This is a genomic window from Rhodococcus sp. NPDC056960 (assembly GCF_042674125.1).
Taxonomy (GTDB): domain Bacteria; phylum Actinomycetota; class Actinomycetes; order Mycobacteriales; family Mycobacteriaceae; genus Rhodococcus_F.
On sequence record NZ_JBHURF010000007.1, the window covers coordinates 138,699 to 161,920 of the forward strand.

Annotated in this window: 21 protein-coding genes; 12 read left to right on the forward strand and 9 right to left on the reverse strand. The window is 67.0% G+C overall.

Annotation, left to right across the window (positions count from 1 at the left end; all coding sequences use genetic code 11):
• Positions 1-3: 3 nt before the first annotated feature.
• Both edd and zwf read right to left on the reverse strand, forming a co-directional pair.
• Positions 4-1,857: a phosphogluconate dehydratase gene (gene edd, locus ACFTWF_RS13045; protein WP_378461625.1), complete on the reverse strand. Its 1,854-nt coding sequence runs from the start codon at positions 1,855-1,857 to the stop codon at positions 4-6.
• On the reverse strand, positions 1,854-3,332 hold the full coding sequence (gene zwf, locus ACFTWF_RS13050; protein WP_378461626.1) for a glucose-6-phosphate dehydrogenase: 1,479 nt from the start codon (positions 3,330-3,332) through the stop codon (positions 1,854-1,856). The genes edd and zwf overlap by 4 nt, the downstream gene beginning before the upstream one ends.
• Positions 3,333-3,483: 151 nt before the next feature.
• Between zwf and ACFTWF_RS13055 the strand changes: the two genes are divergently transcribed.
• Positions 3,484-4,671, forward strand: coding sequence for an ROK family protein (locus ACFTWF_RS13055; RefSeq protein WP_378461627.1), 1,188 nt, complete (start codon positions 3,484-3,486; stop codon positions 4,669-4,671).
• An 8-nt stretch (positions 4,672-4,679) separates the two neighbouring features.
• Here the strand turns inward: ACFTWF_RS13055 and catC are convergent, their stop codons facing one another.
• The 3 genes from catC to catA are packed head-to-tail and all read right to left on the reverse strand — an operon-like array spanning position 4,680 to position 6,970.
• Complete coding sequence (gene catC / locus ACFTWF_RS13060) at positions 4,680-4,961, reverse strand: muconolactone Delta-isomerase family protein (protein WP_378461628.1); 282 nt, start codon at positions 4,959-4,961, stop codon at positions 4,680-4,682.
• A 15-nt stretch (positions 4,962-4,976) separates the two neighbouring features.
• A complete protein-coding gene (locus ACFTWF_RS13065; protein WP_378461629.1) occupies positions 4,977-6,098 on the reverse strand; it encodes a muconate/chloromuconate family cycloisomerase in 1,122 nt (373 codons plus the stop codon).
• A gap of 29 nt (positions 6,099-6,127) precedes the next feature.
• Positions 6,128-6,970, reverse strand: a complete 843-nt coding sequence (gene catA / locus ACFTWF_RS13070) for a catechol 1,2-dioxygenase (protein WP_378461630.1) — start codon at positions 6,968-6,970, stop codon at positions 6,128-6,130.
• A gap of 207 nt (positions 6,971-7,177) precedes the next feature.
• Here catA and ACFTWF_RS13075 point away from each other — a divergent pair, with 207 nt between their 5' ends.
• The gene (locus ACFTWF_RS13075; protein ID WP_378461631.1) at positions 7,178-7,948 is read left to right on the forward strand and encodes an IclR family transcriptional regulator C-terminal domain-containing protein; all 771 of its coding nucleotides are present in this window, start codon (positions 7,178-7,180) and stop codon (positions 7,946-7,948) included.
• A 14-nt stretch (positions 7,949-7,962) separates the two neighbouring features.
• Here ACFTWF_RS13075 and ACFTWF_RS13080 read toward each other — a convergent pair whose 3' ends face one another.
• Positions 7,963-8,502 carry an intradiol ring-cleavage dioxygenase gene (locus ACFTWF_RS13080; RefSeq protein ID WP_378461632.1) on the reverse strand — a complete coding sequence of 180 codons (540 nt, stop codon included), beginning with the start codon at positions 8,500-8,502 and terminating at the stop codon, positions 7,963-7,965.
• 232 nt (positions 8,503-8,734) lie between these two features.
• On the opposite strand from ACFTWF_RS13080, the gene ACFTWF_RS13085 reads away from it, so the two are divergent.
• On the forward strand, positions 8,735-9,682 hold the full coding sequence (locus ACFTWF_RS13085) for an acyl-CoA thioesterase (RefSeq protein ID WP_378461633.1): 948 nt from the start codon (positions 8,735-8,737) through the stop codon (positions 9,680-9,682).
• A gap of 1 nt (position 9,683) precedes the next feature.
• Here the strand turns inward: ACFTWF_RS13085 and ACFTWF_RS13090 are convergent, their stop codons facing one another.
• Positions 9,684-10,622, reverse strand: coding sequence for an AraC family transcriptional regulator (locus ACFTWF_RS13090; protein WP_378461634.1), 939 nt, complete (start codon positions 10,620-10,622; stop codon positions 9,684-9,686).
• A 164-nt stretch (positions 10,623-10,786) separates the two neighbouring features.
• Between ACFTWF_RS13090 and ACFTWF_RS13095 the strand changes: the two genes are divergently transcribed.
• Positions 10,787-11,347, forward strand: a complete 561-nt coding sequence (locus ACFTWF_RS13095) for a flavin reductase family protein (RefSeq protein WP_378461635.1) — start codon at positions 10,787-10,789, stop codon at positions 11,345-11,347.
• A gap of 26 nt (positions 11,348-11,373) precedes the next feature.
• Positions 11,374-12,990, forward strand: coding sequence for a 4-hydroxyphenylacetate 3-hydroxylase family protein (locus ACFTWF_RS13100; RefSeq protein ID WP_378461636.1), 1,617 nt, complete (start codon positions 11,374-11,376; stop codon positions 12,988-12,990).
• Between the two features lie 22 nt (positions 12,991-13,012).
• On the opposite strand, the gene ACFTWF_RS13105 is transcribed toward ACFTWF_RS13100, so the two are convergent.
• Positions 13,013-13,960, reverse strand: a complete 948-nt coding sequence (locus ACFTWF_RS13105) for an AraC family transcriptional regulator (RefSeq protein ID WP_378461637.1) — start codon at positions 13,958-13,960, stop codon at positions 13,013-13,015.
• 205 nt (positions 13,961-14,165) lie between these two features.
• Between ACFTWF_RS13105 and ACFTWF_RS13110 the strand changes: the two genes are divergently transcribed.
• From ACFTWF_RS13110 to ACFTWF_RS13140, 7 genes are all read left to right on the forward strand, one after another.
• A complete protein-coding gene (locus tag ACFTWF_RS13110) occupies positions 14,166-15,377 on the forward strand; it encodes a cytochrome P450 (RefSeq protein ID WP_378461638.1) in 1,212 nt (403 codons plus the stop codon).
• A gap of 2 nt (positions 15,378-15,379) precedes the next feature.
• On the forward strand, positions 15,380-16,402 hold the full coding sequence (locus tag ACFTWF_RS13115; RefSeq protein WP_378461639.1) for a 2Fe-2S iron-sulfur cluster-binding protein: 1,023 nt from the start codon (positions 15,380-15,382) through the stop codon (positions 16,400-16,402).
• Between the two features lie 93 nt (positions 16,403-16,495).
• Positions 16,496-17,872, forward strand: coding sequence for a benzoate 1,2-dioxygenase large subunit (benA, locus tag ACFTWF_RS13120; protein ID WP_378461640.1), 1,377 nt, complete (start codon positions 16,496-16,498; stop codon positions 17,870-17,872).
• Positions 17,873-17,886: 14 nt separating this feature from the next.
• A complete protein-coding gene (gene benB / locus ACFTWF_RS13125; protein WP_378461641.1) occupies positions 17,887-18,396 on the forward strand; it encodes a benzoate 1,2-dioxygenase small subunit in 510 nt (169 codons plus the stop codon).
• A gap of 36 nt (positions 18,397-18,432) precedes the next feature.
• Complete coding sequence (gene benC / locus ACFTWF_RS13130; protein ID WP_378461642.1) at positions 18,433-19,971, forward strand: benzoate 1,2-dioxygenase electron transfer component BenC; 1,539 nt, start codon at positions 18,433-18,435, stop codon at positions 19,969-19,971.
• Positions 19,968-20,762, forward strand: coding sequence for a 1,6-dihydroxycyclohexa-2,4-diene-1-carboxylate dehydrogenase (locus tag ACFTWF_RS13135; protein ID WP_378461643.1), 795 nt, complete (start codon positions 19,968-19,970; stop codon positions 20,760-20,762). The genes benC and ACFTWF_RS13135 overlap by 4 nt, the downstream gene beginning before the upstream one ends.
• 146 nt (positions 20,763-20,908) lie before the next feature.
• Positions 20,909-22,177, forward strand: coding sequence for an MFS transporter (locus ACFTWF_RS13140; RefSeq protein WP_378461644.1), 1,269 nt, complete (start codon positions 20,909-20,911; stop codon positions 22,175-22,177).
• On the opposite strand, the gene ACFTWF_RS13145 is transcribed toward ACFTWF_RS13140, so the two are convergent.
• Positions 22,153-23,220, reverse strand: a complete 1,068-nt coding sequence (locus tag ACFTWF_RS13145) for a 2-oxoacid:ferredoxin oxidoreductase subunit beta (RefSeq protein ID WP_378461807.1) — start codon at positions 23,218-23,220, stop codon at positions 22,153-22,155. The two genes, ACFTWF_RS13140 and ACFTWF_RS13145, sit on opposite strands and share 25 nt — an antisense overlap.
• Positions 23,221-23,222: the final 2 nt, after the last annotated feature.

Sequence of the window (23,222 nt, forward strand, 5' to 3'; positions counted from 1 at the left end):
TCCTTAGACGGGTTGGGGATGGAAGATGCTGGCGCCCTGGGTCGCCGGTCCGACGGCGGCACGCAGGCCGGCGAACAGTTCGCGTCCCGTGCCGACCCATTCGTCGGCGCCGAGCGCACGGCCGGTCGCAGGCCGGGCGGCGAACTCGGCGTCGTCGACGTGGACGTTCACCGTTCCGGCAACAGCGTCGACGGTCAGGACGTCTCCGTCGATCACCCGTGCCAGGGGTCCGCCCACCGCGGCTTCCGGGGTGAGGTGGATCGCGGCGGGAACCTTGCCGGATGCACCCGACATGCGGCCGTCGGTCACGAGCGCGACGCGGCGGCCCTTGTCCTGCAGGGACCCGAGAACCGGTGTGAGCTTGTGCAGTTCGGGCATGCCGTTGGCGCGGGGACCCTGGTAGCGCAGCACCGCCACGAAGTCGCGGTCGAGTTCGCCCGCCTCGAACGCGGCGAGGAAGTCGAGCTGGTCGTCGAACACCCGCGCCGGGCCGGTGACGACCTGGTGCTCGGACTTGACCGCGGACACCTTGATGACGCATTCGCCGAGGTTGCCCTTCAGCATCTTCAGGCCGCCGTTCACCGCGAACGGTTCCTCGGGGCCGCGAAGGACGCTGGTGTCGTGGCTGACCGGAGTCCCGGGCTGCCATTCGACGCCGTCACCGGACAGCTTCGGCTCCTCGGTGTACCTGCGCAGGCCCGGACCGACGACGGTCTTGACGTCCTCGTGCAGCAGTCCCGCGTCGAGCATCGACGACACGACGTAGCCGAGGCCGCCGGCCGCGTGGAAGTGGTTCACATCCGCCGACCCGTTGGGGTAGATCCGGGCGAGCAGCGGGACGACGGCCGACAGTTCGGCGAGGTCGTCCCACGTGAGCGTGATTCCGGCGGCGCGGGCGATCGCCACGAGGTGCATGGTGTGGTTGGTCGAACCACCCGTGGCGAGCAGCGCCACGCAGCCGTTGACGACGGCCTTCTCGTCCACGACCTCGCCGACCGGTGTGTAGTCGTCGCCGAGAGCGGTGAGACCGGTGACGCGCTTTCCGGCCTCCGTCGTGAGCGCGTCACGAAGCGGGGTGCCCGGGTTGACGAAGCTCGATCCGGGCAGGTGCAGGCCCATGACCTCCATGAGGAGCTGGTTGGAGTTGGCGGTGCCGAAGAACGTGCACGTGCCGGCGCCGTGGTAGCTCGCCGCCTCGGCGTCGAGTAGTTCCTCGCGGTCGGCGCGGCCCTCCGCGTACAGCTGGCGCACCCGGGACTTCTCGTTGTTGGGCAGTCCCGACGTCATCGGTCCGGCGGGAACGAAGATGGTCGGCAGGTGACCGAAACCCAGTGCGCCGATGAGCATTCCCGGCACGATCTTGTCGCACACGCCGAGCATGAGGGCGGCGTCGAACATGTCGTGGGACAGTCCGATCGCCGTCGCCATCGCGATGACGTCGCGGCTGAACAGCGACAGCTGCATGCCGTCGCGGCCCTGGGTGATGCCGTCGCACATCGCGGGGACGCCACCGGCGAACTGGGCGATGCCACCGGCCTCCATGACCGCGGCCTTCAGCTGCCGCGGGAAGTGCTCGAACGGCTGGTGCGCCGACAGCATGTCGTTGTACGACGAGACGATCGCGACGTTCGGCTTGACGAAGGTGCGCAGCGCCTTCTTGTCGGCCGGGCCGGACGCGGCGAAACCGTGCGCGAGGTTCGCACAGGCCAGCTTGCCGCGCGCCGGACCGCGGTCGGCGGCCTGCCGGATGCGGTCGAGGTAGACCGTGCGCTCGGGCCTGCTGCGCTCGACGATGCGTTCGGTGACGGCAGCGAGGACGGGGTGCACGCCGGCCGGGGTCGTGGATGCGTCGGTCATGCGGTGACTCCTTCGTGCCAGGCGCGGCCGTCGCGCTCGATCAGGATGGTCGCGTCGGTGGGCCCGTTGGTGCCCGCCGGGTAGCGGCGCGGTCCGCGCTCGGACTTCTCCCAGCCGACGAGGATCTGCTCGACCCACTCCCACGCCGCCTCGACCTCGTCGCGGCGCATGAACAGGGTCGGGTTGCCCCGGACGACGTCCATCAGCAGCCGCTCGTACGCGTCGGGCGACGGACGCTTGAACGTCTCGATGTAGTTGAGGTCCAACGACACCGGCTTGAGGCGGATGCCGCCGGGGCCGGGCTCCTTCGCTGTCATGTGCAGCCGCATGCCTTCGTGGGGCTGCAACTGGATGACGAGGCGGTTGGGTTCGCTGTGGCCCTCGCTGCCGGGGAACATGGGGTGCGGGACGGGCTTGAACTGCACCACGATCTCCGAGCACCGGCGGTCCATGCGCTTGCCGGTGCGCAGGTAGAACGGCACGCCGGCCCACCGCCAGTTCTGGATCTCGGCCTTGACGGCGATGAACGTCTCGGTGGTGCTGTCCGGGTTCTCGACGTCGTCCTGGTATCCGGGCACGGCGATCCCGTCGGCCAGTCCGGGGCCGTACTGTCCTGCGACGGTGCAGCGTTCGACGTCCTGCGGGCTCATCGGCTTGAGGGCCTGGAGGACCTTGAGCTTCTCGTCACGCACGGTCTCGCGGTCGACGTACGTGGGCGGCTCCATCGCGACGAGGCAGAGCAGCTGCAGGAGGTGGTTCTGCAGCATGTCCCGCAGTGCACCCGCCGACTCGTAGTAGCCGCCGCGGCTGCCCACTCCGAGCGACTCGGCGACGTTGATCTGCACGTGGTCGATCGAGGAGGAGTTCCACAGCGGCTCGAGGAAGGTGTTGGCGAATCGCGTGACCAGAAGGTTCTGGACGCTCTCCTTGCCGAGGTAGTGGTCGATACGGAAGATCTGCGATTCCTCGAACACGGCGCCGACCGCGTCGTTGACGGCGCGGGCCGAGGCGAGGTCGTGCCCGATCGGCTTCTCCAGCACTACGCGGGACTGCGCGTCGGCGAGACCGTTCAGGGCGAGGTTCTCGCAGATCGGCCCGAACAGGCCGGGAGCGCACGCCAGGTAGAACACCCGGATCGCGCCGTCGCGGTCGGCGAGACAGTCGTTCAGGTCCGACCAGTTCGCGGGATCCGCGACGTCGACGGTGACGTATTCGAGGCGATTGAGAAATCGCTCACAGGTGTCCGAATCCAGCTGATCGCCGGAGACGAACCGCGCGAGTTCTCCTCGCACCTTGTCGCGGTAGCCGTCGGTGTCGAGACCGGCCCGCGAGGCACCGATCACGCGGGTTTCGGCGGGCAGCTGGCCGTCCCTGTCGCGCAGGTAGAGCGCGGGAAGCAGCTTACGAACCGCCAGGTCGCCGGTGCCGCCGAACACGACGAAATCGCACGGATCCACGGTGGTCGCTGGTGACATGTCATCTCCCTCTGAAAGCCGTATGTGTGGGCCGTCACAGACGACGATAGGCGACCTTTGGCTTTCGATCAATACAGACTTACGTATTTTTGTGAACAAAGGTCCGGGGCTTACGTTGTCAGACGCGTGTCCGGTTGGTTGAATGGCCTGCATGCGGACGCCTCGCTCGACGACCTCCCCGGCGACGGGTGGCGACGTCTTCGCGCTCATTCGCGCAGGGCAAGCCACCACGCGCACCGAGATCGGCAACCTCACCGGACTGTCGCGCACGGCGGTCGCGGCCCGGGTGTCGTCGCTGCAATCCTCGGGACTCGTCGTCGAACGGGAGGAAGGCGTCTCGACCGGCGGCCGCCCACCCGTGAAGCTCTCGTTTCACGTCCAGGCAGGTGTCGTGCTGTCCGCCGCCATCGGCCGGAGCCGCACCCAGCTGGCCATCTGCGACCTCGCCGGCGACGTGATCGTCGCCGAGGACGTGGAGCAGGAAATCGGCACCAGCCCGGCCGAGCTGATGCCCGTCATCGCGACGCGCCTCATCGCACTCCGCGAGAGCCTCGGCGAGACCGCGGGACGGACGGTCGGGATCGGGATCAGCCTCCCCGGCACCGTCGACACCGAACGCGGGTGCAGCCTGAACTCCCCCATGATGTCGGGATGGGACGGCGTCCCCCTCCAGCCGTTCCTCGCCGACGTCACCGACGCCCCCGTCTTCGTCGACAACGACGCCAACGTGATGGTCCTGGCGGAGCGGCGCGGGGAACGCCGCGACTTCGCCGACATGTTGCTCATCAAGGCGTCCACCGGCCTCGGCGCCGGACTCGTGTCCGGTGGCGTGCTCCAGCGCGGCGCCCTCGGCGCGGCCGGCGAGATCGGACACACGAAAACCGCAGCGGCACACGGAGTCGTGTGCCGCTGCGGTGATGTGGGATGTATCGAGGCCGTGGCCGGCGGGTGGGCGCTGGTCCGCAACCTGCAGGAGCAGGGACGCGAAGTGACGCACATCCGCGACGTGATCACCCTCGCCCTCGCCGGGGACGCCGAGGCCCGGCGGATGATCCGCGAGAGCGGGCGTCAGATCGGCGAGGTCCTGTCCGGCGCGATCAACCTTCTCAACCCGGAGGTCGTGATCGTCGGCGGCGACATGGCGCAGGCGTACGACACGTTCGTCGCCGGGCTACGCGAAACCCTCTACGGCAACGCGATCGCCGTGGCCACCCAACAGCTTCAGATCCTCCCCTGGACGCACGGGGAACTGTCGGGAGTCGTCGGCAGCGCCACCATGGCACTCGACCACGTCCTCAGCGTGCGCGCCGTCGACCGGTTACTGGCGCAACAGAAATAGGCGCCGCCCTACTTGACGTCGGAACCGTGCTTGGTGAGCGGCATGATCTCGATCTTCATGTACGGGAACAGCGGAAGGTTCCACAGGATCTCGTGCAGTTCGTCGGCCGACTCGACGTCGAAGATGCTGATGTTGCTGTACTGCCCGACGATCCGCCAGATCTCGGGCCACTTGCCGGAGCGCTGGAGTTCCTGCGAGTACGCCTTCTCCTTGGCGATGGTCTCGTCCCGAACCTTCGGGTCGAGGTCTCGGGGAATGGCGACGTCCATGCGGACGTGAAAAAGTGCCATCGGGTGGTGTTCTCCTTAGTTCCTGGTCCAGGTCTTGACCGCGTCCATGTTGAGTTCGACGCCGAGTCCGGGGCCTTCGGGCAGGAACACCTGACCGTCGGCGTAGCGGATCGGTGCCTGCAGCAACTCTTCGCTGAACAGTAGCGGTCCGAACAGTTCGGTGCCGAAGTTGATTCCGGGTTCCGAGCAGGCGAACTGGATGGACGCCGCGGTGCCTATCGGGCCCTCGATGGACGTCGCTCCGTGACAGGCGATTCCGGCAGCCTTGGCGATCGCGACCACTTCGCGACTCTTGGCGAGTCCGCCGCATTTCGTGGTCTTGAGCGCGATGACGTCGGCCGCGCCGCGCCGGGCGACCTCGAGGGCGTCGTGCGGAGTCTGGACGCTCTCGTCGGCCATCACCGGGACGGGAACCAGGCGATTGAGCTCGGCGAGGACCTCGAGTTGTTCACCGGGTGTGGGCTGTTCGATCAGTTCGACTCCGCCATCGACGAGGCGGGGCACGTACTTCAGGGCGGTGAGCCTGTCCCAGCGGGCGTTGACGTCGATCCGGACCCCGGCCTTGCCCTGCAGGGCCTGCGCGATCCGGACCACCCGCGCGGTATCGACGGCGGGATCGAGGGCGCCCATCTTCAGCTTGAAACTGAAGTGCCGCTTGGACTCGACCAGGCCCAGGGCCTCCTCGATGATCTCCTCGGCGGGTGCGGCGCCGAGGGCCCAGGTGACGTCGACGCTCTTCCGGAAGGCGCCGCCGAGCAGCGTGTGCACGGGCACACCCAGGCTGCGCGCCCAGGCGTCGTGCAACGCGACGTCGACGGCGGCCTTCGCGAAACGCGCGTTCGCGACCACCCGTTCGATGTCCGACATGATGCCGGTGATCTCGTCGACGCCCCGGCCCAGCAGCACCGGGACGATGTACTTCTCGACGATCGCCTGCATCGTCTCCACCGATTCGCCGCCCCACCAGGGGCCGCCGGGGACGACGCCCTCGCCGTAGCCGGTCACGCCGCCCTCGGTCTTCACGGCGACCAGGAGCAGCGGCTGCGCGGTCATCGACGTGGTGGCGAACTTGTGGGGACGCACCAGCGGCACATCGAGGATCGTCGTTTCGACGGAGACGATCGACAGGTCGGTCATCGGATCACTTTCTCTACGGGTGGAACGGTTCACGCGGGGTCGAGCACGAAGTTGTAGGTGACGTGGTTCTTGCCGTCGTCACCGGTCTTCGGGTCGAGGATCAGTTCCGGCTTGGTGGCCGACGCGACGTCGCTGTCGATCCACTCGCCGCCCTTGAAGTACAGCTGCGTGGTGACCGACTCCTTGCCGGGCGCCGACACGATGAGGTGCAGGTGCGCGGGACGCCACGGGTGGCCGTCCTGTGCCTCGATGAACTGGCCGGTGGGACCGTCGGTCGGGATCTTGTAGGGCGCCGGCTGGATGGTGGTGATCTCGTAGCGGCCCTCGTCGTCGGCGATGATCGTGCCGCGCAGGTTCCACTCGGGCAGGTGCGGGGCGAACTGCGAGTAGTAGCCGTCGTTGTCGGCGTGCCACAGTTCTACCTTCGCGCCCGCGAGGCCGTTGCCGTCGAGGTCGGTGACCTGACCGGCGAAGACGAGCGGGGTGATCTTCTCGTCCTCGGGACGCATCGGCAGCGTGCACTTCGACGGCAGTTCGGGCGAGTTCTCGATGTAGTACGGGCCCTCGATGCTGCCCTTGGTGCCCTTGCGGCTGCGGGCCAGCACCTCTTCGACGGAGTGCTCGATGAACACGTCGAGGAACAGCGGCCATTCGCCGCCCTCGCCGACGTCGATGAGCCACTGCTTGAAGACGCGGTACTCGGGGTAGGTGACGCCGTGCTTGAGGATCACGTCGTTGAGCGCGCCGAGGGCGTCCTTGGCGATCGCGGCGAGCCGCTCGGGCGAGGTGTCGGCACTGACGCGTTCGGCCTTGAACTTGTCGGTGGCGGCGGTGCCGGAACCGGCTGCGGTGGGGCTCTCGGTGGTGGTCATCTTTTCTCCTTGGGCTGGAGGGATTCGGACGGGCTGTTATCGAGTTCTGGGCGACGCGGTGGGTGTTCACACGCCGGAGGGTCTTGCGTCTTGTACGCTTTGCGTACTACGATCACGCTGTGCGTACACCACTACTGTGCGCGCAGTCACATTGAAATGTCAACCCCGAGTTCGGATCGATACGAGAACCCCCTGGTGGAGGCCGCCATGCCCGAGAACGATCGCGACTACATCCAGAGCATCGAGCGCGGATTCGCGGTACTCCTCGCGTTCGACGCCCAGCGGCCGAACCCCACACTCGCCGAACTCGCCACGGAGGCGGGACTGTCGCGGCCCGCGGTCCGCCGGATCCTGCTCACCCTGCAGAAGCTGGGGTACGTCGCGGGTTCGGGAGGACGGTGGTCGCTCACCCCGCGGGTGCTCAGCATCGGTCAGCACTACTCCGAGTCGCACGCGCTGATCGAGGCCGCAATGCCCCGGCTGCTCGAGGTGGCGGAGAAGACGCAGGAGTCCGCCTCCCTCGGCGTGCTCGACGGCGCCGACGTGGTCTACGCCGCCCGCGTCCCCGTCCGGCGGATCATGAGCATCAACGTCTCGGTCGGCACCCGCGTCCCCGCGTACGCCACCTCGATGGGCCGCGCCCTGCTCGCCTGGGCTCCCGACGAGGTCGTCGAACGGGTCGTCGCCGAGTCGACGTTCCAGAAGCTGGGGCCCGAGACCATCGGGTCCGCGGCAGAACTCGAACGCGAACTCGGCAAGGTCCGGGAACAGGGCTACGCGCTGACGTCGGAGGAACTCGAGAAGGGATTGATCTCGCTGGCCGCACCGGTCCGCGACGCGACGGGCACCGTCGTGGGCGTCGTCGCCTGTTCGACGTCGTCCGCGCGCAACACTCCCGCGCAGTTCCGGGAACAGGCCGTTCCGTGCGTCCTCGCCGCCGCGGCCGCCCTCGGCGCCGACATGGGCTACGCCGGCTGAGGACCGCACGTCGATCAGATCGGGTAGAGCACGAAGTCGCAGGCGACCTGCCCGTCGGCACCGAGGTCGACGAACGATTCGACGGCGGACTCGTCCACTTCTCGCGAAGCGTCCGGCGTCGGCACCAAGCGCGTCTCGAGCGACCGGAAACCGCGTGCGTGGACGACGACGTTGAGGTGTCCCACATCCGCATCGCCTCGGGCGCTGGAGAATTCACACGGCGCGGGCTGCACGGTCGTGATGTCGAAGCGACCCCCGGCGCACGTGACGACGATGCCGCGCAGGTTGTTGCGCAGGATCTCCGCGGAGTACCCGGAATAGCATCCGTCGGCGTCCGCGTGCCAGATCTCGATCTCGGCGCCCGACAGCGGTTCGCCGGTGCGCGACCGGACCACACCCGTCACGCGCAGGGGTGCCCCCGGTTCGCCGGGGAGTGCCGCGAGGTTCGCCGTCCACGGCAGCACCCGTTGCGCGGGGAGGTAGAACTCCCGGTCCACGTAGTCGCAGGAGGCCCGGCCCACCGGGGATGCGGTCGTCGTCGACGTTGAAGTCATCACCTGATCCGATCACTCTCGTACGCTGTGCGTACGTTGAGAACGCTGTGCGGTCCGATTGAGTGTGCGCCCCATCACAAGCGCTCGTCAACCTGCGCCCCGTTCACATCGTGGACGAGTCGGTCCGGTGCATCTGTGGGATAATTTCCCCGCCACCGGCGGACAACGACGTTTCGCCGTCCCCGGTTCGCGCCCTCGTGCCGGCCACGTCGAACACCCGAGGATCACATCGATGACCACTCCTCCCCGCAGCATCACCCTCCGCTTCCTGGCCGCACCCACCGAGGTCGCGACCCTCGGCGGGGCCGTCCACGGCGGCCGGATCCTCGAATGGATCGACAAGGCCGCGTACGCCTGCGCGGTCGGCTGGAGCGGGGCCTACTGCGTCACCGCATACGTGGGGAACATCAAATTCACCCGGTCCATCGAGTCGGGGCACCTCGTGGAGGTCGAAGCACGACTCGTCCACACCGGCCGGTCCAGCATGCACATCCAGTGCACCGTGTCGTCCGCGGACCCGCGCACCGGACAGTTCACCGAGGCCAGCAACTGCCTCGTCATCTTCGTGGCGGTCGACGACTCCGGGAAGCCGACCAGCGTGCCGCCGTGGAAGCCCGTCACGGCCGCCGACCGCGCCGAGGCCGACGAGGCGGTCATGCGTATCGGCCTGCGCGCCGATATCGAAGAGGCGATGAGCAAGCAGAGTTACACCGACGCCGGCACCGCGCCGGAATCGCTCACCCGCTTCCTCGCCGCGCCCACCGACGTCAACTGGGGTGGCAAGACGCACGGTGGAACCGTGATGCGCTGGATCGACGAGGCCGCCTACCTGTGCGGCACGTCGTGGAACGGCACCCCGTGCGTGTCGGTCTACGCCGGCGGCGTCCGGTTCTACCGCCCGATCCAGATCGGGCACATCGTCGAGGTCGACGCCCGCCTGCTCCACACCGGCGCCCAGACCATGCACATTTCGGTGCACGTGCGGTCCGGCGATCCCCGGACCGGGGAAATGAACCTCACCACCCACTGCCTGACCGTCGTCGCCGCCGTAGACGACAACGGCGTCGCGACCCGGGCACGCCAGTGGGTTCCGCAGTCCGACGAGGATCGCAAACTCGAGGCCCATGCCCGCGAACTGATCGCCCTCCGCGACCGGGCGCGAATCGGCGCCCTGGCGTAGGTCAGCCCCGGAGCGCCTCGGACGGCGCCACGCCGTACTTCCGCCGGTACGCCGCCGCGAACCGGCCCGTGTGCGTGAAACCCCAGCGCATCGCGACCTCGGCGACCGTCGGCGAACCGTCCGCGCGCAGCAGGTCGTCGTGGACGCGTTCGAGGCGCACGTCGAGCAGATAGTCGCGGGGGCTCACGCCGACGTACTCCTGGAAGCCCTCTTGCAGGCGGCGGACTCCGACGCCCGCGATCTCGGCCATCTCGGCCGCGGTCCAGGCCCGCGCCGGGTCGGCGTGGATCTCGTCGGTGACGCGCTTGACGATGCGCGGACGGGTCCCGCCGCCCGCGGTGTCGTCGTCCGGGATCGCCGCCAGGACGAGCGCGGTGGTGACCGCCCCCGACAGTTGCTCGGCGACAAGGGGGTTCGCGTAGACGCCGTCCGATCGCAGCATCTGGTCGAGTAGCGACCGCACCAGGGCCAGCCAGCTCGCACCGTTCGCGCTGGTCAGGTCCAGTTGCGCGGGCAGCCGCAGCCCCGGCCGCGCCAGGACCCGCGCCATCTCGCGGTGCAGGTAGTCGCGGTCGACGCGCACGCCGATGATCGAGCAGTCCTTGCTCCAGTCGGTGATGAGTGTGGTGGTGTCGGGCGGGCAGATGGTGCCCGACCCGGGCACCGACGACACCTCGGTTCTGCCCGTCACCGATTCCAGATGTCCCGACAGCGGCACGTTGATCGCGTAGGCGCCGGGGTGGTCCGACTGGATCGACACGTCCGCACCCCACCCGATGTGGGTGATCTTCACCGGGCCCAGCTCCACGGCCTCGGCGACGGTATTGCGCGCGTTCGACCTGCTCAGCGGGGTCAGCCGGTGCGGGAAGTATACGTCCGACACCACATGCGACGCCTCGTCCCAATCTTCGGGGCGCAGGGGCCTGGGCGTGGACTGCATGGCACCAGTGTGACCACGGACACCTTCGAATGCAATTTTCTGCGTGACCCGAGTCACTGCGCAAAGCGGATCACCTCCGCGCTCAGCGGATCGACGCCCTGTTCGCGCGGTCGTACGTTCGTCCGTACCGCAACAGCGCCCGGACAGGAAAGGAGGCTCCGAACATGGAGCAGCGCGAACTCCGGAACATCTTCGGTCAGTTTGCCAGCGGAGTCACTGTCATCACGTGCAGCAACTCCGAGGGTCTGCCGCACGGAGCGACGGTCACCGCCTTCACCGCCGTGTCGATCGAACCGAGGCTGTGCCAGGTCACCCTGACCCGAAAGTCGAAGGCCTGCAACTATTTGACCAAGGCACCGTTTGCCGTCAACATCCTCGCCGCCGACCAGGTGGGCACCGCCCTGCATTTCGCGGGGCGCCCACAGAACCCCGAACCGGTGTGGGCCGACGGTCCGACCGCTCCGATCATCTCCGGGGCCGCCGCCACGCTGTCCTGCAAGCCGTGGGCCGAATACGACGGCGGCGACCACATCATCTTCATCGGCGAGATCGTGGCAGCCGAATCCAGCGGCAAGGATCCGCTGTTGTTCTACCGGAGCACGTTCCACGACCTCGGCACACCGTCGGCGTCCGCCGCGTGGAACGGATCGATGGACGATCCGAACAGCGGATGGTTCGACGCCGCCACCTCCTTCACCCCCTTCCATCTCCAGCCCGCCCACTGACCGCCGAATCCGAAAGGACTTCCCTCATGACCACCACCGAAAGCGCACCCGAGACCACGCTCGACCCCACGAAGGTCAACCCCGCGGAGAACGCCGAGGCCAACCGCACCGCCAACTTCGCCACCCGACCGATGACCGGCGACGAGTACATCGAGTCGCTGAAGGACGACCGCGAGATCTGGTTGCACGGGGAACGCGTCGAGGACGTCACCACCCATCCGGCGTTCCGGAACCCCATCCGGATGACCGCCCGCCTCTACGACTCGATGCACACCGGTGAGCACGTCGACAAGGTCACGACGTCCACCGACACCGGCAACGGCGGCGTGACCATGCCGTTCTTCAAGGCCCCGAAGTCCTCGGACGACCTGCTGAAGGAACGCGACGCGATCGCCACCTGGGCGCGCATGACGTACGGCTGGATGGGCCGGAGCCCCGACTACAAGGCCTCGTTCCTCGGCACGCTGCACGCCAACAAAGAGCTCTACTCGCCGTTCCAGGCCAACGCCGAGCGCTGGTACAAGGAATCGCAGGAGAAGGTCCTCTACTGGAACCACGCGATCATCAACCCGCCCGTCGACCGGCAGCTGCCCCCGGACGAGGTCGGCGACGTGTTCATGAAGGTGGAGAAGGAAACCGACGCCGGTCTCATCGTGTCGGGCGCCAAGGTCGTCGCGACCGGCTCGGCGATCACCAACTACAACTTCATCGCCCACTACGGCCTGCCGATCAAGAAGAAGGAATTCGCCCTCATCTGCACCGTCCCGATGGACGCACCGGGCGTGAAACTGATCTGCCGGTCCTCGTTCACGCAGAACGCGGCCGTCATGGGCACCCCGTTCGACTACCCGCTGTCGAGCCGCATGGACGAGAACGACACCATCTTCATCTTCGACAAGGTGCTGGTGCCGTGGGAGAACGTCTTCATGTACGGCGACGTGGACAAGATCAACGGCTTCTTCCCGCAATCGGGGTTCCTGCCCCGCTTCACCTTCCAGGGCTGCACGCGACTCGCCGTCAAGCTCGACTTCATCGCCGGCATGCTGATGAAGGCCCTCGACGCCACCGGCGCAGGCGGATTCCGCGGCGTCCAGACCCGCGTCGGTGAGGTCATCGGCTGGCGAAACCTGTTCTGGTCGTTGACGGAATCCATGGCACGCAACCCCGAACCGTGGATCGGCGACACCGTCATCCCCAAGCTCGAATACGGTCTCACGTACCGGATGTTCATGATCCAGGGTTACCCGCGGATCAAGGAGATCATCGAGCAGGACGTCGCGTCCGGCCTGATCTACCTGCCGTCGAGCGCACGCGACTTCAAGAGCCCCGACGTGCGCCCGTACCTCGACAAGTACGTGCGCGGCTCCGACGGCATGACCGCGGTCGAGCGGGTGAAGATCATGAAGGCGCTGTGGGATTCGATTGGCAGCGAGTTCGGCGGCCGGCACGAGCTGTACGAGCGCAACTACTCGGGCAACCACGAGAACGTCAAGGCCGAACTTCTGTTCGCCGCCGAGAACCGTGGTGACGTCGCCTCCATGAAGGGCTTCGCCGAGCAGTGCCTGTCCGAGTACGACCTCGACGGCTGGACGGTGCCCGACCTCATCGGCAACGACGACGTCTCGTACTTCGGCAACAAGTAACCGCACACCCCCGCAGTCCCCGTCAGAAGCGAATCAGCTCTGACGGGGATTTGCCGTACCGCCTGCGGTACGCGGCGGCGAACCGGCCCGCATGCGTGAAGCCCCAGCGGGCAGCGACTTCGGAGACGGTGACGCTCCCGCCCAGTGCCTTCAGGTCCGCGTCGGCCCGGCTCAAACGGATGTCGAGGAGGCATTCGGACGGGGTGCGTCCGACGTACTGACGGAAACCCTCCTGCAACCGGCGCACACTGGTGCCGGCCAATTCGGCCATGTCGGCCGCCGTCCAGGCCCGGGCCGGGTCGTCGTTCAGCCCGTCGAGGACACGTTTGACGATCCGCGGTCGCGGGGCGCCGGCGCGGGTCTTCTCGTCGGGCGTGACGGCCAGGATGAACGCGGACGTGATCGCGCCGGCGAGTTGTGGGCCGACAACCGGGTTCGCCAGGAGGTCGGCCGGCTCCCGCAGTTGCGCGGTCAGCGAGCGCACCAGGCGAAACCAGCTGCTCTCCGCCGCGGCGGTGAGATCGATCTGGGACGGCAGGCGCAGCCCGGTCCGCAGGTCGGAGCCGAGAATCCGGTCTGCCTCCTGCTCGAGGTAGTCGCCGTCGAACTTGACGCCCAGCACCGAGCAATCGCCGCTCCACCGGGTGATCAAGGTCGGCTCGTCCGCCCGGAAGACGGTGGCCTGCCCCGGCCTCGACACCATCGTGCCGTCCTGCGAACGGGACTCCAACGACCCGGACAGCGGGATGTTGACCTCGTACGCGCCCGGGTAGTCGCATGCGATCGACACGTCGGCGCCCCAGCCCAGCCTGCCGAGCGTGACGGGGCCGAAGTCGACGGTCCGCATCGACAGCGTCATCGCACCGCCCGACGACAGGTCGGTCAGCGTGTGGGGAAAATACGCACCGGCCACCGCTCTCGACGCCGCATCCCAGTCCCGGGTCTCGGTGATCGTCGATGCCATCGTCATGCACCTGCCTCGTTGAAGAGTCGTTCCGACCTATTCAAGCTGCACCGGGACGCCGAGTCGAGGATATCTGAGACCCCGCTCACAACTCGTCGCGCACATCGTCCAGACCTCGCGCAGAACGGCTAGACCACCCGCCTACCCGCGCAATATGTTCTCCTCCACGCAGCCACGGCCGCGAAAGTTGTTTCCGAAGAGGAGAATTCACATGACTGCCACGCTGTCCTGGATCGACGAGATCACGATGACGGAACTCGAGCGCAACCCCTATCCGGTCTACGAACGGCTGCGCGCCGAGGCGCCGCTAGCCTACGTCCCGGTTCTCGGTTCGTTCGTCGCGACCACCGCCGACCTGTGCCGCACCATCGCCAACAGCCCCGATTTCGAGGGGATCATCACCAAAGCCGGCGGCCGCACGTTCGGCCATCCGGCGGTGATCGGGGTCAACGGCGAGATTCACCGCGATCTGCGCTCGATGGTCGACCCCGCACTGCAACCGTCGGAGGTGGACCGGTGGGTCGACGGACTCGTCCGCCCCATCGCGCGGCGCTACGTGGAGCAGTTCGAGAACGACGGCAACGCCGATCTGGTCTCGCAGTACTGCGAGCCCGTCAGCGTGCGCGCACTCGGTGACCTGCTGGGCCTGAACGACGTCAGCTCGGACACGCTGCGCGACTGGTTCCACCGGCTGTCGAACTCCTTCACCAATGCCGGAGTGGACGCGAACGGTGAGTTCACGAACCCGGAAGGATTCGTGCAGGGCGACGAGGCGAAAGCCGAGATCCGGGCGATCGTCGATCCGCTCATCGACAATTGGATCGTCAACCCCGACGACAGCGCCATCTCGCATTGGTTGCACGACGGCATGCCCGAAGGGCAGGTCCGCGACCGCGACTACATCTACCCCACCCTGTTCGTCTACCTGCTGGGCGCGATGCAGGAACCCGGCCACGGCATGGCATCGACGCTCGTGGGCCTGTTCACCCGGCCCGAGCAGCTGGAGGCCGTCGTCGACGAGCCCGCCCTGATTCCGCGGGCGATCTCCGAGGGAATGCGCTGGACCTCCCCGATCTGGTCGGCCACCGCCCGCGTCAGCACCACCGACGTCACGCTCGGGGACGTGTTCCTCCCCGAGGGCTCCGTGGTCCTGCTGTCCTACGGGTCGGCGAATCACGACACCGACGTCTACGACGCCCCCACCGACTACGACATGATGCGTCCCCCGCTGCCCCACCTGGCGTTCGGTTCCGGCAGCCATGCGTGCGCGGGCATCTATTTCGCCAACCACGTCTGCCGCATCGGTCTGGAGGAACTGTTCGAGGCGATCCCGAACCTCGAACGCGACTCCGGTGCCGACGTCGAATTCTGGGGCTGGGGTTTCCGCGGCCCGACCGCACTCCGGACGACGTGGGAGGTGTAGCCGTGACGTTCACCGTTTCCGTCGCCACCGACACCGTGGAATGCCGCCCCGACCAGCCGATACTGGACGCTCTCCTCCGGGGCAGCGTGTGGATGCCGAACTCGTGCAATCAGGGCACGTGCGGAACGTGCAAGCTGCGGGTGGTGTCGGGGTCCGTCGACCACGGCCCGTCGCCCGTGGACACGCTGACCCCGGCCGAGCGCGAACAGGGGTTCGCGCTGGCCTGCCAGGCCACGCCGTGCAGCGACACGGTGGTGGAACGCCTGGACACGGCGCCCGCGGGCACCGTCCATGCGTTACGGGACCTGGTCGGTACTGTGAGCGCAATCGAGGACGTCGCCCGTGGCACGCGGCGCGTTCTCGTCACGCTCGACAGCCCCCTCGAATTCTCCGCGGGTCAGTACGTCGAACTGCGGGTCCCCGGCACCGACCACAGCCGCCAGTACTCCATGGCGAACACTCCGGGCGAATCGAAACAGCTCGAGTTCCACATCCGCAGGCAACCGGGCGGAGTCGCGACGGACGGGTGGGTGTTCGGCTCGATGTCCGTCGGTGAGCGCGTCGACATGGTGGGACCGCTCGGCGACTTCCGGCTCGATCCCGTCGACGAGGGTCCGATGATCCTGCTCGGCGGCGGCACCGGCCTCGCCCCACTGAAATCCATCGTTCGCCATGCGCTGTCGACGACGCCGGATCGCGCGATCCACCTCTATCACGGCGTGCGGGAGGAAGCCGACCTGTACGACGTGGACTTGTTGCGGGAATGGGAACGAGCGCACCCGGGGTTCCGGTACGTTCCGTGTCTCAGCGGTCAGACGTGGTCCGGCCGGTCGGGCTACGTCGGCGACGCATTCGTGGAGGATTTCGACACCTGTCGCGGCTACTCCGGGTACCTGTGCGGGCCGCCGGCCATGGTCGATGCCGGCGTCAAGGCGTTCAAACGCCGGCGCATGGCTCCGCGACGCATCTTCCGGGAAAAGTTCGCATGCCGGACACGTCCTAATCAGTACTCGGCAAATGCCTAGTGTGATGCAGCGCACAGGCTGCAAGAGTGGAATCCATTGCCGGACCCGGGCGCCCCCGCAGGGCGCAAGCCCCCGGAGATCTTGGAGGATCCCATGACTGAAACCCTGTATACAGCGCCGTCCGACGACGTGCGCGCCAAGCTCGCCGACGCGCTGATCGAGGACGCGGAAACCGGCCGCTACCAGGTCCGACGCAGCGTCTTCACGGACGAGGACCTATTCGAACTCGAGATGAAGCACATCTTCGAGGGCAATTGGATCTACCTGGCGCACGAGAGCCAGATTCCGAACGTCGGCGACTACTTCACCACGTACATGGGCCGCCAGCCGATCGTCATCTCCCGCAACAAGGAGGGCGAACTCAACGCCCTGGTCAACGCGTGCAGCCACCGCGGTGCCATGCTCTGCCGGCGCAAGACGGACAACCGGACCACGTTCACCTGCCCCTTCCACGGGTGGACGTTCAACAACTCCGGCAAGCTCCTCAAGGTCAAGGACCCCCGCGAGGCCGGTTACCCCGAACAGTTCAACAAGGACGGCTCCCACGACCTCACCAAGGTCGCGCGGTTCGAAAACTACCGCGGATTCCTGTTCGGCAGCCTCAACGCCGACGTCCCGCCGCTCGAGGAGCACCTCGGTGACACCACGAAGATCATCGACATGATCGTGGACCAGTCACCCGACGGCCTCGAGGTGCTGCGAGGAGCGTCCACCTACACGTACGACGGCAACTGGAAGCTGCAGACCGAGAACGGCGCCGACGGCTACCACGTGTCCGCCACCCACTGGAACTACGCCGCGACCACGTCGAGGCGCGAATCGGGTGAGTCCACCAACGCCACGAAGGCGATGGACGCCGGCAAGTGGTCGAAGCAGCAGGGCGGCTACTACTCGTTCGACAACGGCCATCTGCTGCTGTGGACCAAGTGGGCCGATCCCGCGAACCGTCCCCTCAACGAGCGCCGCGACGAACTCGTCGCCGAGTACGGCGAGGACCGCGCCGACTGGATGATCGGGGTGTCCCGCAACCTGTGCCTGTACCCGAACGTGTACCTGATGGACCAGTTCGGTTCGCAGATCCGGCATTTCCGCCCGATCTCCGTCGACAAGACCGAGGTCACCATCTACTGCATCGCCCCCAAGGGTGAGAGCCGCGCGGCCCGCGCCGCCCGCATCCGGCAGTACGAGGACTTCTTCAATGCCACCGGTATGGCCACCCCGGACGATCTCGAGGAGTTCCGCTCCTGCCAGAAGACGTACCAGGCCGGAGCCGCACCGTTCAACGACCTCAGCCGCGGTGTCACCCACCAGCTGCAGGGACCGGACGAGAACGCGAAGAAGATCGGCATCAACCCCATCTCCAGCGGCGTGAAGACCGAGGACGAGGGCCTCTACCCGATCCAGCACGGCTACTGGGTGCGGGCGCTCACCGAGGCACTCGACGCCGACGCTGCCGCAACCAACCGCTGAGGGAGACGAGAGACATGACTGCAGTTGCCGAAAACACCGTCACCCAGCACGATATCGAGCAGTTCCTCTACCGTGAGGCCCGCTACCTCGACGACCGCGAGTTCGAGAAGTGGATCGAGTGCTATCACCCCGACTCCGAGTTCTGGATGCCGGCGTGGGCCGACGACGGCGAACTGACCACCGACCCGATGACCGAGATCTCGCTGATCTATTACGCCAACCGCGGCGGCATCGAGGACCGGGTGTTCCGCATCAAGACCGATCGGTCGAGCGCCACGAGCCTTCCGGAACCCCGCACCGGGCACAACATCTCGAACGTCGAGGTCACGGAACGCCGCGGCCAGGTCGTAGATGTCCGGTTCAATTGGTTCACCCTGTACTTCCGGTACAACACGGTCGACACGTACTTCGGAAACTCCTTCTACACGATCGACTTCTCCGGCGCGGAGCCTCTGATCACGAAGAAGAAGGTCGTGCTCAAGAACGACTACATCCACCACGTGGTCGACATCTACCACATCTGAGTTCCTCCCCCATCGTTGCGAATCGAGCTGTTTTCCATGACTTTCCAAGTTGCACTGAGTTTCGAGGACGGGATCACCCGCTTCATCAAGTGTGACGGCGACGAGACGGTCGCCGACGCGTCCTACCGTGCGCGGATCAACATCCCCCTCGACTGCCGGGACGGGGCGTGCGGCACCTGCAAGTCGCTCTGCGAATCCGGCACGTACGACGGCGGCGACTACATCGAGGAAGCACTCACCGACGACGAGGCGGAGCAGGGCTACTGCCTCCCGTGCCAGATGATGCCGGAAAGCGATCTGGTGCTGCAGATCCCGACGACGTCCGACGTCGCCAAGACGGCCGCGGGAACGTTCTCGTCGACGATCACCGAGATCCGGAAGTTCTCCGACACCACCATCGGGTTCACGATCGACATCGCGAACCGCGACGACCTCGTCTTCCTCCCGGGGCAGTACGTGAACATCACCGTCCCGGGGACGGACGCGACCCGCTCGTACTCGTTCAGCACCGGACCCACGTCGAAGGAACTGTCGTTCCTGGTCAAGATCACCGATGGCGGCCTGATGTCGGAGTACCTGCGCGACCGGGCGCAGGTCGGCGACACACTCGAATTCACCGGCCCGATGGGGAGCTTCTTCCTGCGTCAGCAGAAGCGTCGCGCGCTGCTGCTGGCCGGCGGCACCGGGCTCGCCCCGCTGCTGTCGATTCTCGACAAGATGCGCACCGACGCCGCCGACCACCCCGTGCACCTGGTCTACGGTGTGTCGTCCGACGCGGACCTGGTGGAGCTGGACAAGCTCGAGGAATACACGAAATCCCTGCCGCAGTTCACTTTCGACTACTGCGTGTCCGACCCCGCCAGCAGCGCCCCGAACAAGGGGTACGTCACCGGCCTGTTCGAGCCCGCACACCTGAACGACGGCGACGTGGACGTCTACCTGTGCGGTCCCCCGCCGATGGTCGAGGCCGTCCGCGACCACCTGAAGTCGGAGGGCATCACGCCGGCGAACTTCTACTTCGAGAAGTTCAACAACGCGGCGACACCCAGTGGATCCGCGCCGTCCGCAGCGACGGCGGACGCCGCGGTCGAGGCCGCTCCCGCATACGAGATCGGCGAGGAACACCAGCCGCTGTCGGAGTCGGACGCCCAGTTCGACGCCCGCATGGCACTCGAACTCGGTGCGATGGAACTGACCATCGGCCGGATGACGCAGGAACAGCTGGCCGAGTACCGGATCCTCGCCGAGACCTCATGCGAATCGATCGACAACGACCACTTCACGGATGCCGGCGCCTTCACCGACACCAACGCCGCCTTCCACGAGTTCCTGTTCCGGTGCACCGCCAACGACGTGCTCCTCGAGGCGTACAACCGCCTGGAGGTCACGCAGCTGATGACCAAGGTGCTCCGCACCGCGGACTGGGTGGACGAGCACATCCAGCACGACCACCTCGACATCGTCGCGGCGTTCGAGAAGGGTGACCGGGCCGCCGCTCACGACCTGATCGTCAGCCACAGCGCGCACGCGAAGGCCACCATGTGCCGCGCCATCGAGAGGAGCGCCGTCGCATGAGCGGACATGTCACCCCGCACCGCTTCGACGGCAAGGCCGTCGCGGTCACCGGCGCAGCGCAGGGCATCGGCCTGACCGTCGCCACCCGCCTCGCGGCGGAGGGTGCGTCGCTGATCCTGATCGACCGCGCCGAACTGGTCCACGACGTCGCGAAAGGATTGCGCGAGAACGGCACCGAAGCGCACAGCATCACCGCCGATCTCGAGCAGTTCACCGACGCCGAGGCCGCGATCGACGAGGCACGGCAGCAGTACGGCCGGCTCGACGTGCTGATCAACAACGTCGGCGGGACCATCTGGGCCAAGCCGTACGAGCACTACACCGCCGAGCAGATCCAGGCGGAGGTGCAGCGGTCCCTGTTCCCGACCCTGTGGACGTGCCGCGCGGCCCTCCCCCACCTGATCGCCCAGCAGTCGGGCACCATCGTGAACGTGTCCTCCGTGGCAACCCGGGGCGTCAACCGCGTGCCGTACGCGGCATCGAAGGGCGGCGTCAACGCCCTCACCGCGTCCCTCGCCCTCGAGGCCGCGCAGTACGGAATCCGCGTGGTCGCCACCGCTCCCGGCGGCACCGAGGCGCCGGCGCGCCGAGTTCCCCGCGGCCCCGGCGCGGAGACCGACCAGGAAAAGGCCTGGTACCAGCAGATCGTCGACCAGACGGTCGACTCGTCCCTGATGAAGCGGTACGGAACGCTGGACGAGCAGGCCGCGGCCATCGTCTTCCTCGCATCCGACGAGGCCACCTACATCACCGGGACGGTACTGCCCGTCGCCGGCGGCGACCTGGGCTAGCACCTCACCGATCTCGACCGCCTCATCGGCGGGACGCATTGCATCGTCTCGCCGATGAGGCATTTCTCTACCCGAATTCGATTGTGAGCCACTGCACTTTCGACTTCGGCGCGGTTCCCCGTCACACTCAGAGAGCGGAGATCACCATGAATCAATCCAATCCCGACACCTGGGCAAGTCCACGGCACCGCAGTGCCGTCACCTGGGTCGTCGCCATCGCGACGATCGCCATCATCTTCGACGGCTACGACCTGGTCGTGTACGGCACCATCCTTCCGACGTTGATGAACGATCCCAGCCAACTCGGCGAGATCTCCGCCCAGCATGCCGGTGCGCTGGGCTCATACGCGCTCATCGGTGTCATGGTGGGCGCCCTCACCGCCGGCGCCGTGGGCGACTATCTCGGCCGGCGGCGGATGATGCTGATCAACATCGTGTGGTTCTCCCTCGGCATGGGACTCGCCGCGATGTCGACCAGCGTCACGATGTTCGGTCTGCTGCGCTTCTTCACCGGCATCGGGGTCGGTGGTCTCGTCGCCACCGCCGGGGCGATGGTGGCGGAGTTCGCGCCTCCCGGAAAGCGGAATCTGTACAACGCGATCGTCTACAGCGGCGTCCCCGCCGGCGGGGTGCTCGCGTCGCTCCTCGCGATCGTGCTGCACGACACGATCGGCTGGCGCGGCCTCTTCTGGATCGGTGCACTGCCCATCGTGATCCTGCTTCCGCTGGCGCTCGTGAAACTGCCCGAGTCCCCGCAGTGGCTCGTCGCCCGCGGGCACGAGGACAAGGTCGGCTTCGCCGCACTCGCGACCCGCCGTTATGCCTGGGGGACCGCCCTTCTCGGACTGATGAGCTTCTCCGGCCTGCTGCTCACCTACGGACTCAACACCTGGCTCCCGAAGATCATGGAGGACGCCGGTTTCAACGCGAAAGGTTCGCTGTCGTTCCTGCTGGTCCTCAACGGCGGCGCGATCCTCGGCGGTCTGATCGCTTCCAAGGTGGCCGACGGCATCGGGCCGCAGCGCGTCGTCGCCACGACGTTCGGCCTCGCCGCACTCGCCCTGATCCTCCTGACGCTCGGCTTCCCACTTTCGGTGCTCCTGGCGTCCGTCGCCGTGGCCGGAGTCGGCACCATCGGCACGCAGGTCCTGATCTACGGCTTCGTGTCCAACTACTACTCGACGTCCGCCCGCGGCGCCGGAGTGGCCTGGTGTGCCGGGTTCGGCCGGCTCGGCGGCATCTTCGGCCCCCTGATCGGCGGAGCCCTGATCAGCGCAGGCATCAGCAGCCAGGTGGCGTTCTCCGTCTTCGCGGGTATCGCCGTCCTGGGCGGGATCGTGACGTTCTTCGTCCCGCGCGCACGAGCAGCACGTCCCGAGGTCACGACCGCCTATTCCACCGTCCAGGTGTCGTGACCGGTCAGCAGACGTTGCAGGGAGCCGTCGTCGACGGGGTCGCTCTCCCGTGCGATCTCGTTCTGCAGGCGGACCATGTCGTCGTACGTGTCCCGCGCGACGCTGCGGAACACGCCGGTGACGGTGTGCGTGAGGTCCTGATCGGAGAGCCTCGACAGGGCGTACGCGTAGTCGGGGTCGTCGGTGCACGCGTCGTGCACCACGATCTCGCCCGGGTCGACGGCGGCGGTCGCGGTCACCTTCAGACCGAAACCCGAGCGGACGACACAGTATTCGCCTGCTCCGCCGAAGACGATCGGCTCGCCGTCGGTCAGCGGGATCAGGCGCTGCTCCGCACCGTCCTTACGTAACACGTCGAAGGAGCCGTCGTTGAAGATCGGGCAGTCCTGGTAGATCTCCACGAACGACGTGCCGCGGTGCGCAGCCGCCTGCCGCAGCACGTCGGTCAACCCCTTGCGGTCCGAGTCCATCGCACGGGCCGCGAACGTCGCCTCCGCCCCCAGCGCGAGTGACAGTGTGTTGAACGGGTGATCCACCGATCCCAGCGGCGTCGACTTGGTGACCTTCCCGACCTCCGATGTCGGCGAGTACTGCCCCTTGGTCAGCCCGTAGATCCTGTTGTTGAACAACAGGATCGTCATGTTGACGTTTCTTCGCAGGGCGTGGATGAGGTGGTTGCCGCCGATGGACAGGGCGTCGCCGTCACCGGTGACCACCCACACCGACAGATCGGGTCGCGTCACCGCCAGCCCGGTCGCGATGGCCGGCGCGCGACCGTGGATCGAATGCAACCCGTACGTGTCGAGGTAGTACGGGAACCGGCTCGAACATCCGATGCCGGAGACGAACATCAGGTTCTCGCGTCGCAGTCCCAACTCCGGCAGGAAACTTCGGATCGTGGCGAGAATGACGTAGTCTCCGCACCCCGGACACCACCGCACTTCCTGATCGGAGGCGAAGTCCTTGGCCTTCTGCGGTTCGTCGGTCGTGGGAACGTGAGCGGTGGCGCTCAGTCCCAGATCTGCACCGACACGACTGATCATCT

Bases quoted from the DNA above. Each gene is read 5' to 3' on its own strand.
- edd (WP_378461625.1), bottom strand. From the start codon at position 1,857: ATGACCGACGCATCCACGACCCCGGCCGGCGTGCACCCCGTCCTCGCT.
- zwf (WP_378461626.1), bottom strand. From the start codon at position 3,332: ATGTCACCAGCGACCACCGTGGATCCGTGCGATTTCGTCGTGTTCGGC.
- ACFTWF_RS13055 (WP_378461627.1), top strand. From the start codon at position 3,484: ATGCGGACGCCTCGCTCGACGACCTCCCCGGCGACGGGTGGCGACGTC.
- catC (WP_378461628.1), bottom strand. From the start codon at position 4,961: ATGGCACTTTTTCACGTCCGCATGGACGTCGCCATTCCCCGAGACCTC.
- ACFTWF_RS13065 (WP_378461629.1), bottom strand. From the start codon at position 6,098: ATGACCGACCTGTCGATCGTCTCCGTCGAAACGACGATCCTCGATGTG.
- catA (WP_378461630.1), bottom strand. From the start codon at position 6,970: ATGACCACCACCGAGAGCCCCACCGCAGCCGGTTCCGGCACCGCCGCC.
- ACFTWF_RS13075 (WP_378461631.1), top strand. From the start codon at position 7,178: ATGCCCGAGAACGATCGCGACTACATCCAGAGCATCGAGCGCGGATTC.
- ACFTWF_RS13080 (WP_378461632.1), bottom strand. From the start codon at position 8,502: ATGACTTCAACGTCGACGACGACCGCATCCCCGGTGGGCCGGGCCTCC.
- ACFTWF_RS13085 (WP_378461633.1), top strand. From the start codon at position 8,735: ATGACCACTCCTCCCCGCAGCATCACCCTCCGCTTCCTGGCCGCACCC.
- ACFTWF_RS13090 (WP_378461634.1), bottom strand. From the start codon at position 10,622: ATGCAGTCCACGCCCAGGCCCCTGCGCCCCGAAGATTGGGACGAGGCG.
- ACFTWF_RS13095 (WP_378461635.1), top strand. From the start codon at position 10,787: ATGGAGCAGCGCGAACTCCGGAACATCTTCGGTCAGTTTGCCAGCGGA.
- ACFTWF_RS13100 (WP_378461636.1), top strand. From the start codon at position 11,374: ATGACCACCACCGAAAGCGCACCCGAGACCACGCTCGACCCCACGAAG.
- ACFTWF_RS13105 (WP_378461637.1), bottom strand. From the start codon at position 13,960: ATGACGATGGCATCGACGATCACCGAGACCCGGGACTGGGATGCGGCG.
- ACFTWF_RS13110 (WP_378461638.1), top strand. From the start codon at position 14,166: ATGACTGCCACGCTGTCCTGGATCGACGAGATCACGATGACGGAACTC.
- benA (WP_378461640.1), top strand. From the start codon at position 16,496: ATGACTGAAACCCTGTATACAGCGCCGTCCGACGACGTGCGCGCCAAG.
- benB (WP_378461641.1), top strand. From the start codon at position 17,887: ATGACTGCAGTTGCCGAAAACACCGTCACCCAGCACGATATCGAGCAG.
- benC (WP_378461642.1), top strand. From the start codon at position 18,433: ATGACTTTCCAAGTTGCACTGAGTTTCGAGGACGGGATCACCCGCTTC.
- ACFTWF_RS13135 (WP_378461643.1), top strand. From the start codon at position 19,968: ATGAGCGGACATGTCACCCCGCACCGCTTCGACGGCAAGGCCGTCGCG.
- ACFTWF_RS13140 (WP_378461644.1), top strand. From the start codon at position 20,909: ATGAATCAATCCAATCCCGACACCTGGGCAAGTCCACGGCACCGCAGT.
- ACFTWF_RS13145 (WP_378461807.1), bottom strand. From the start codon at position 23,220: ATGATCAGTCGTGTCGGTGCAGATCTGGGACTGAGCGCCACCGCTCAC.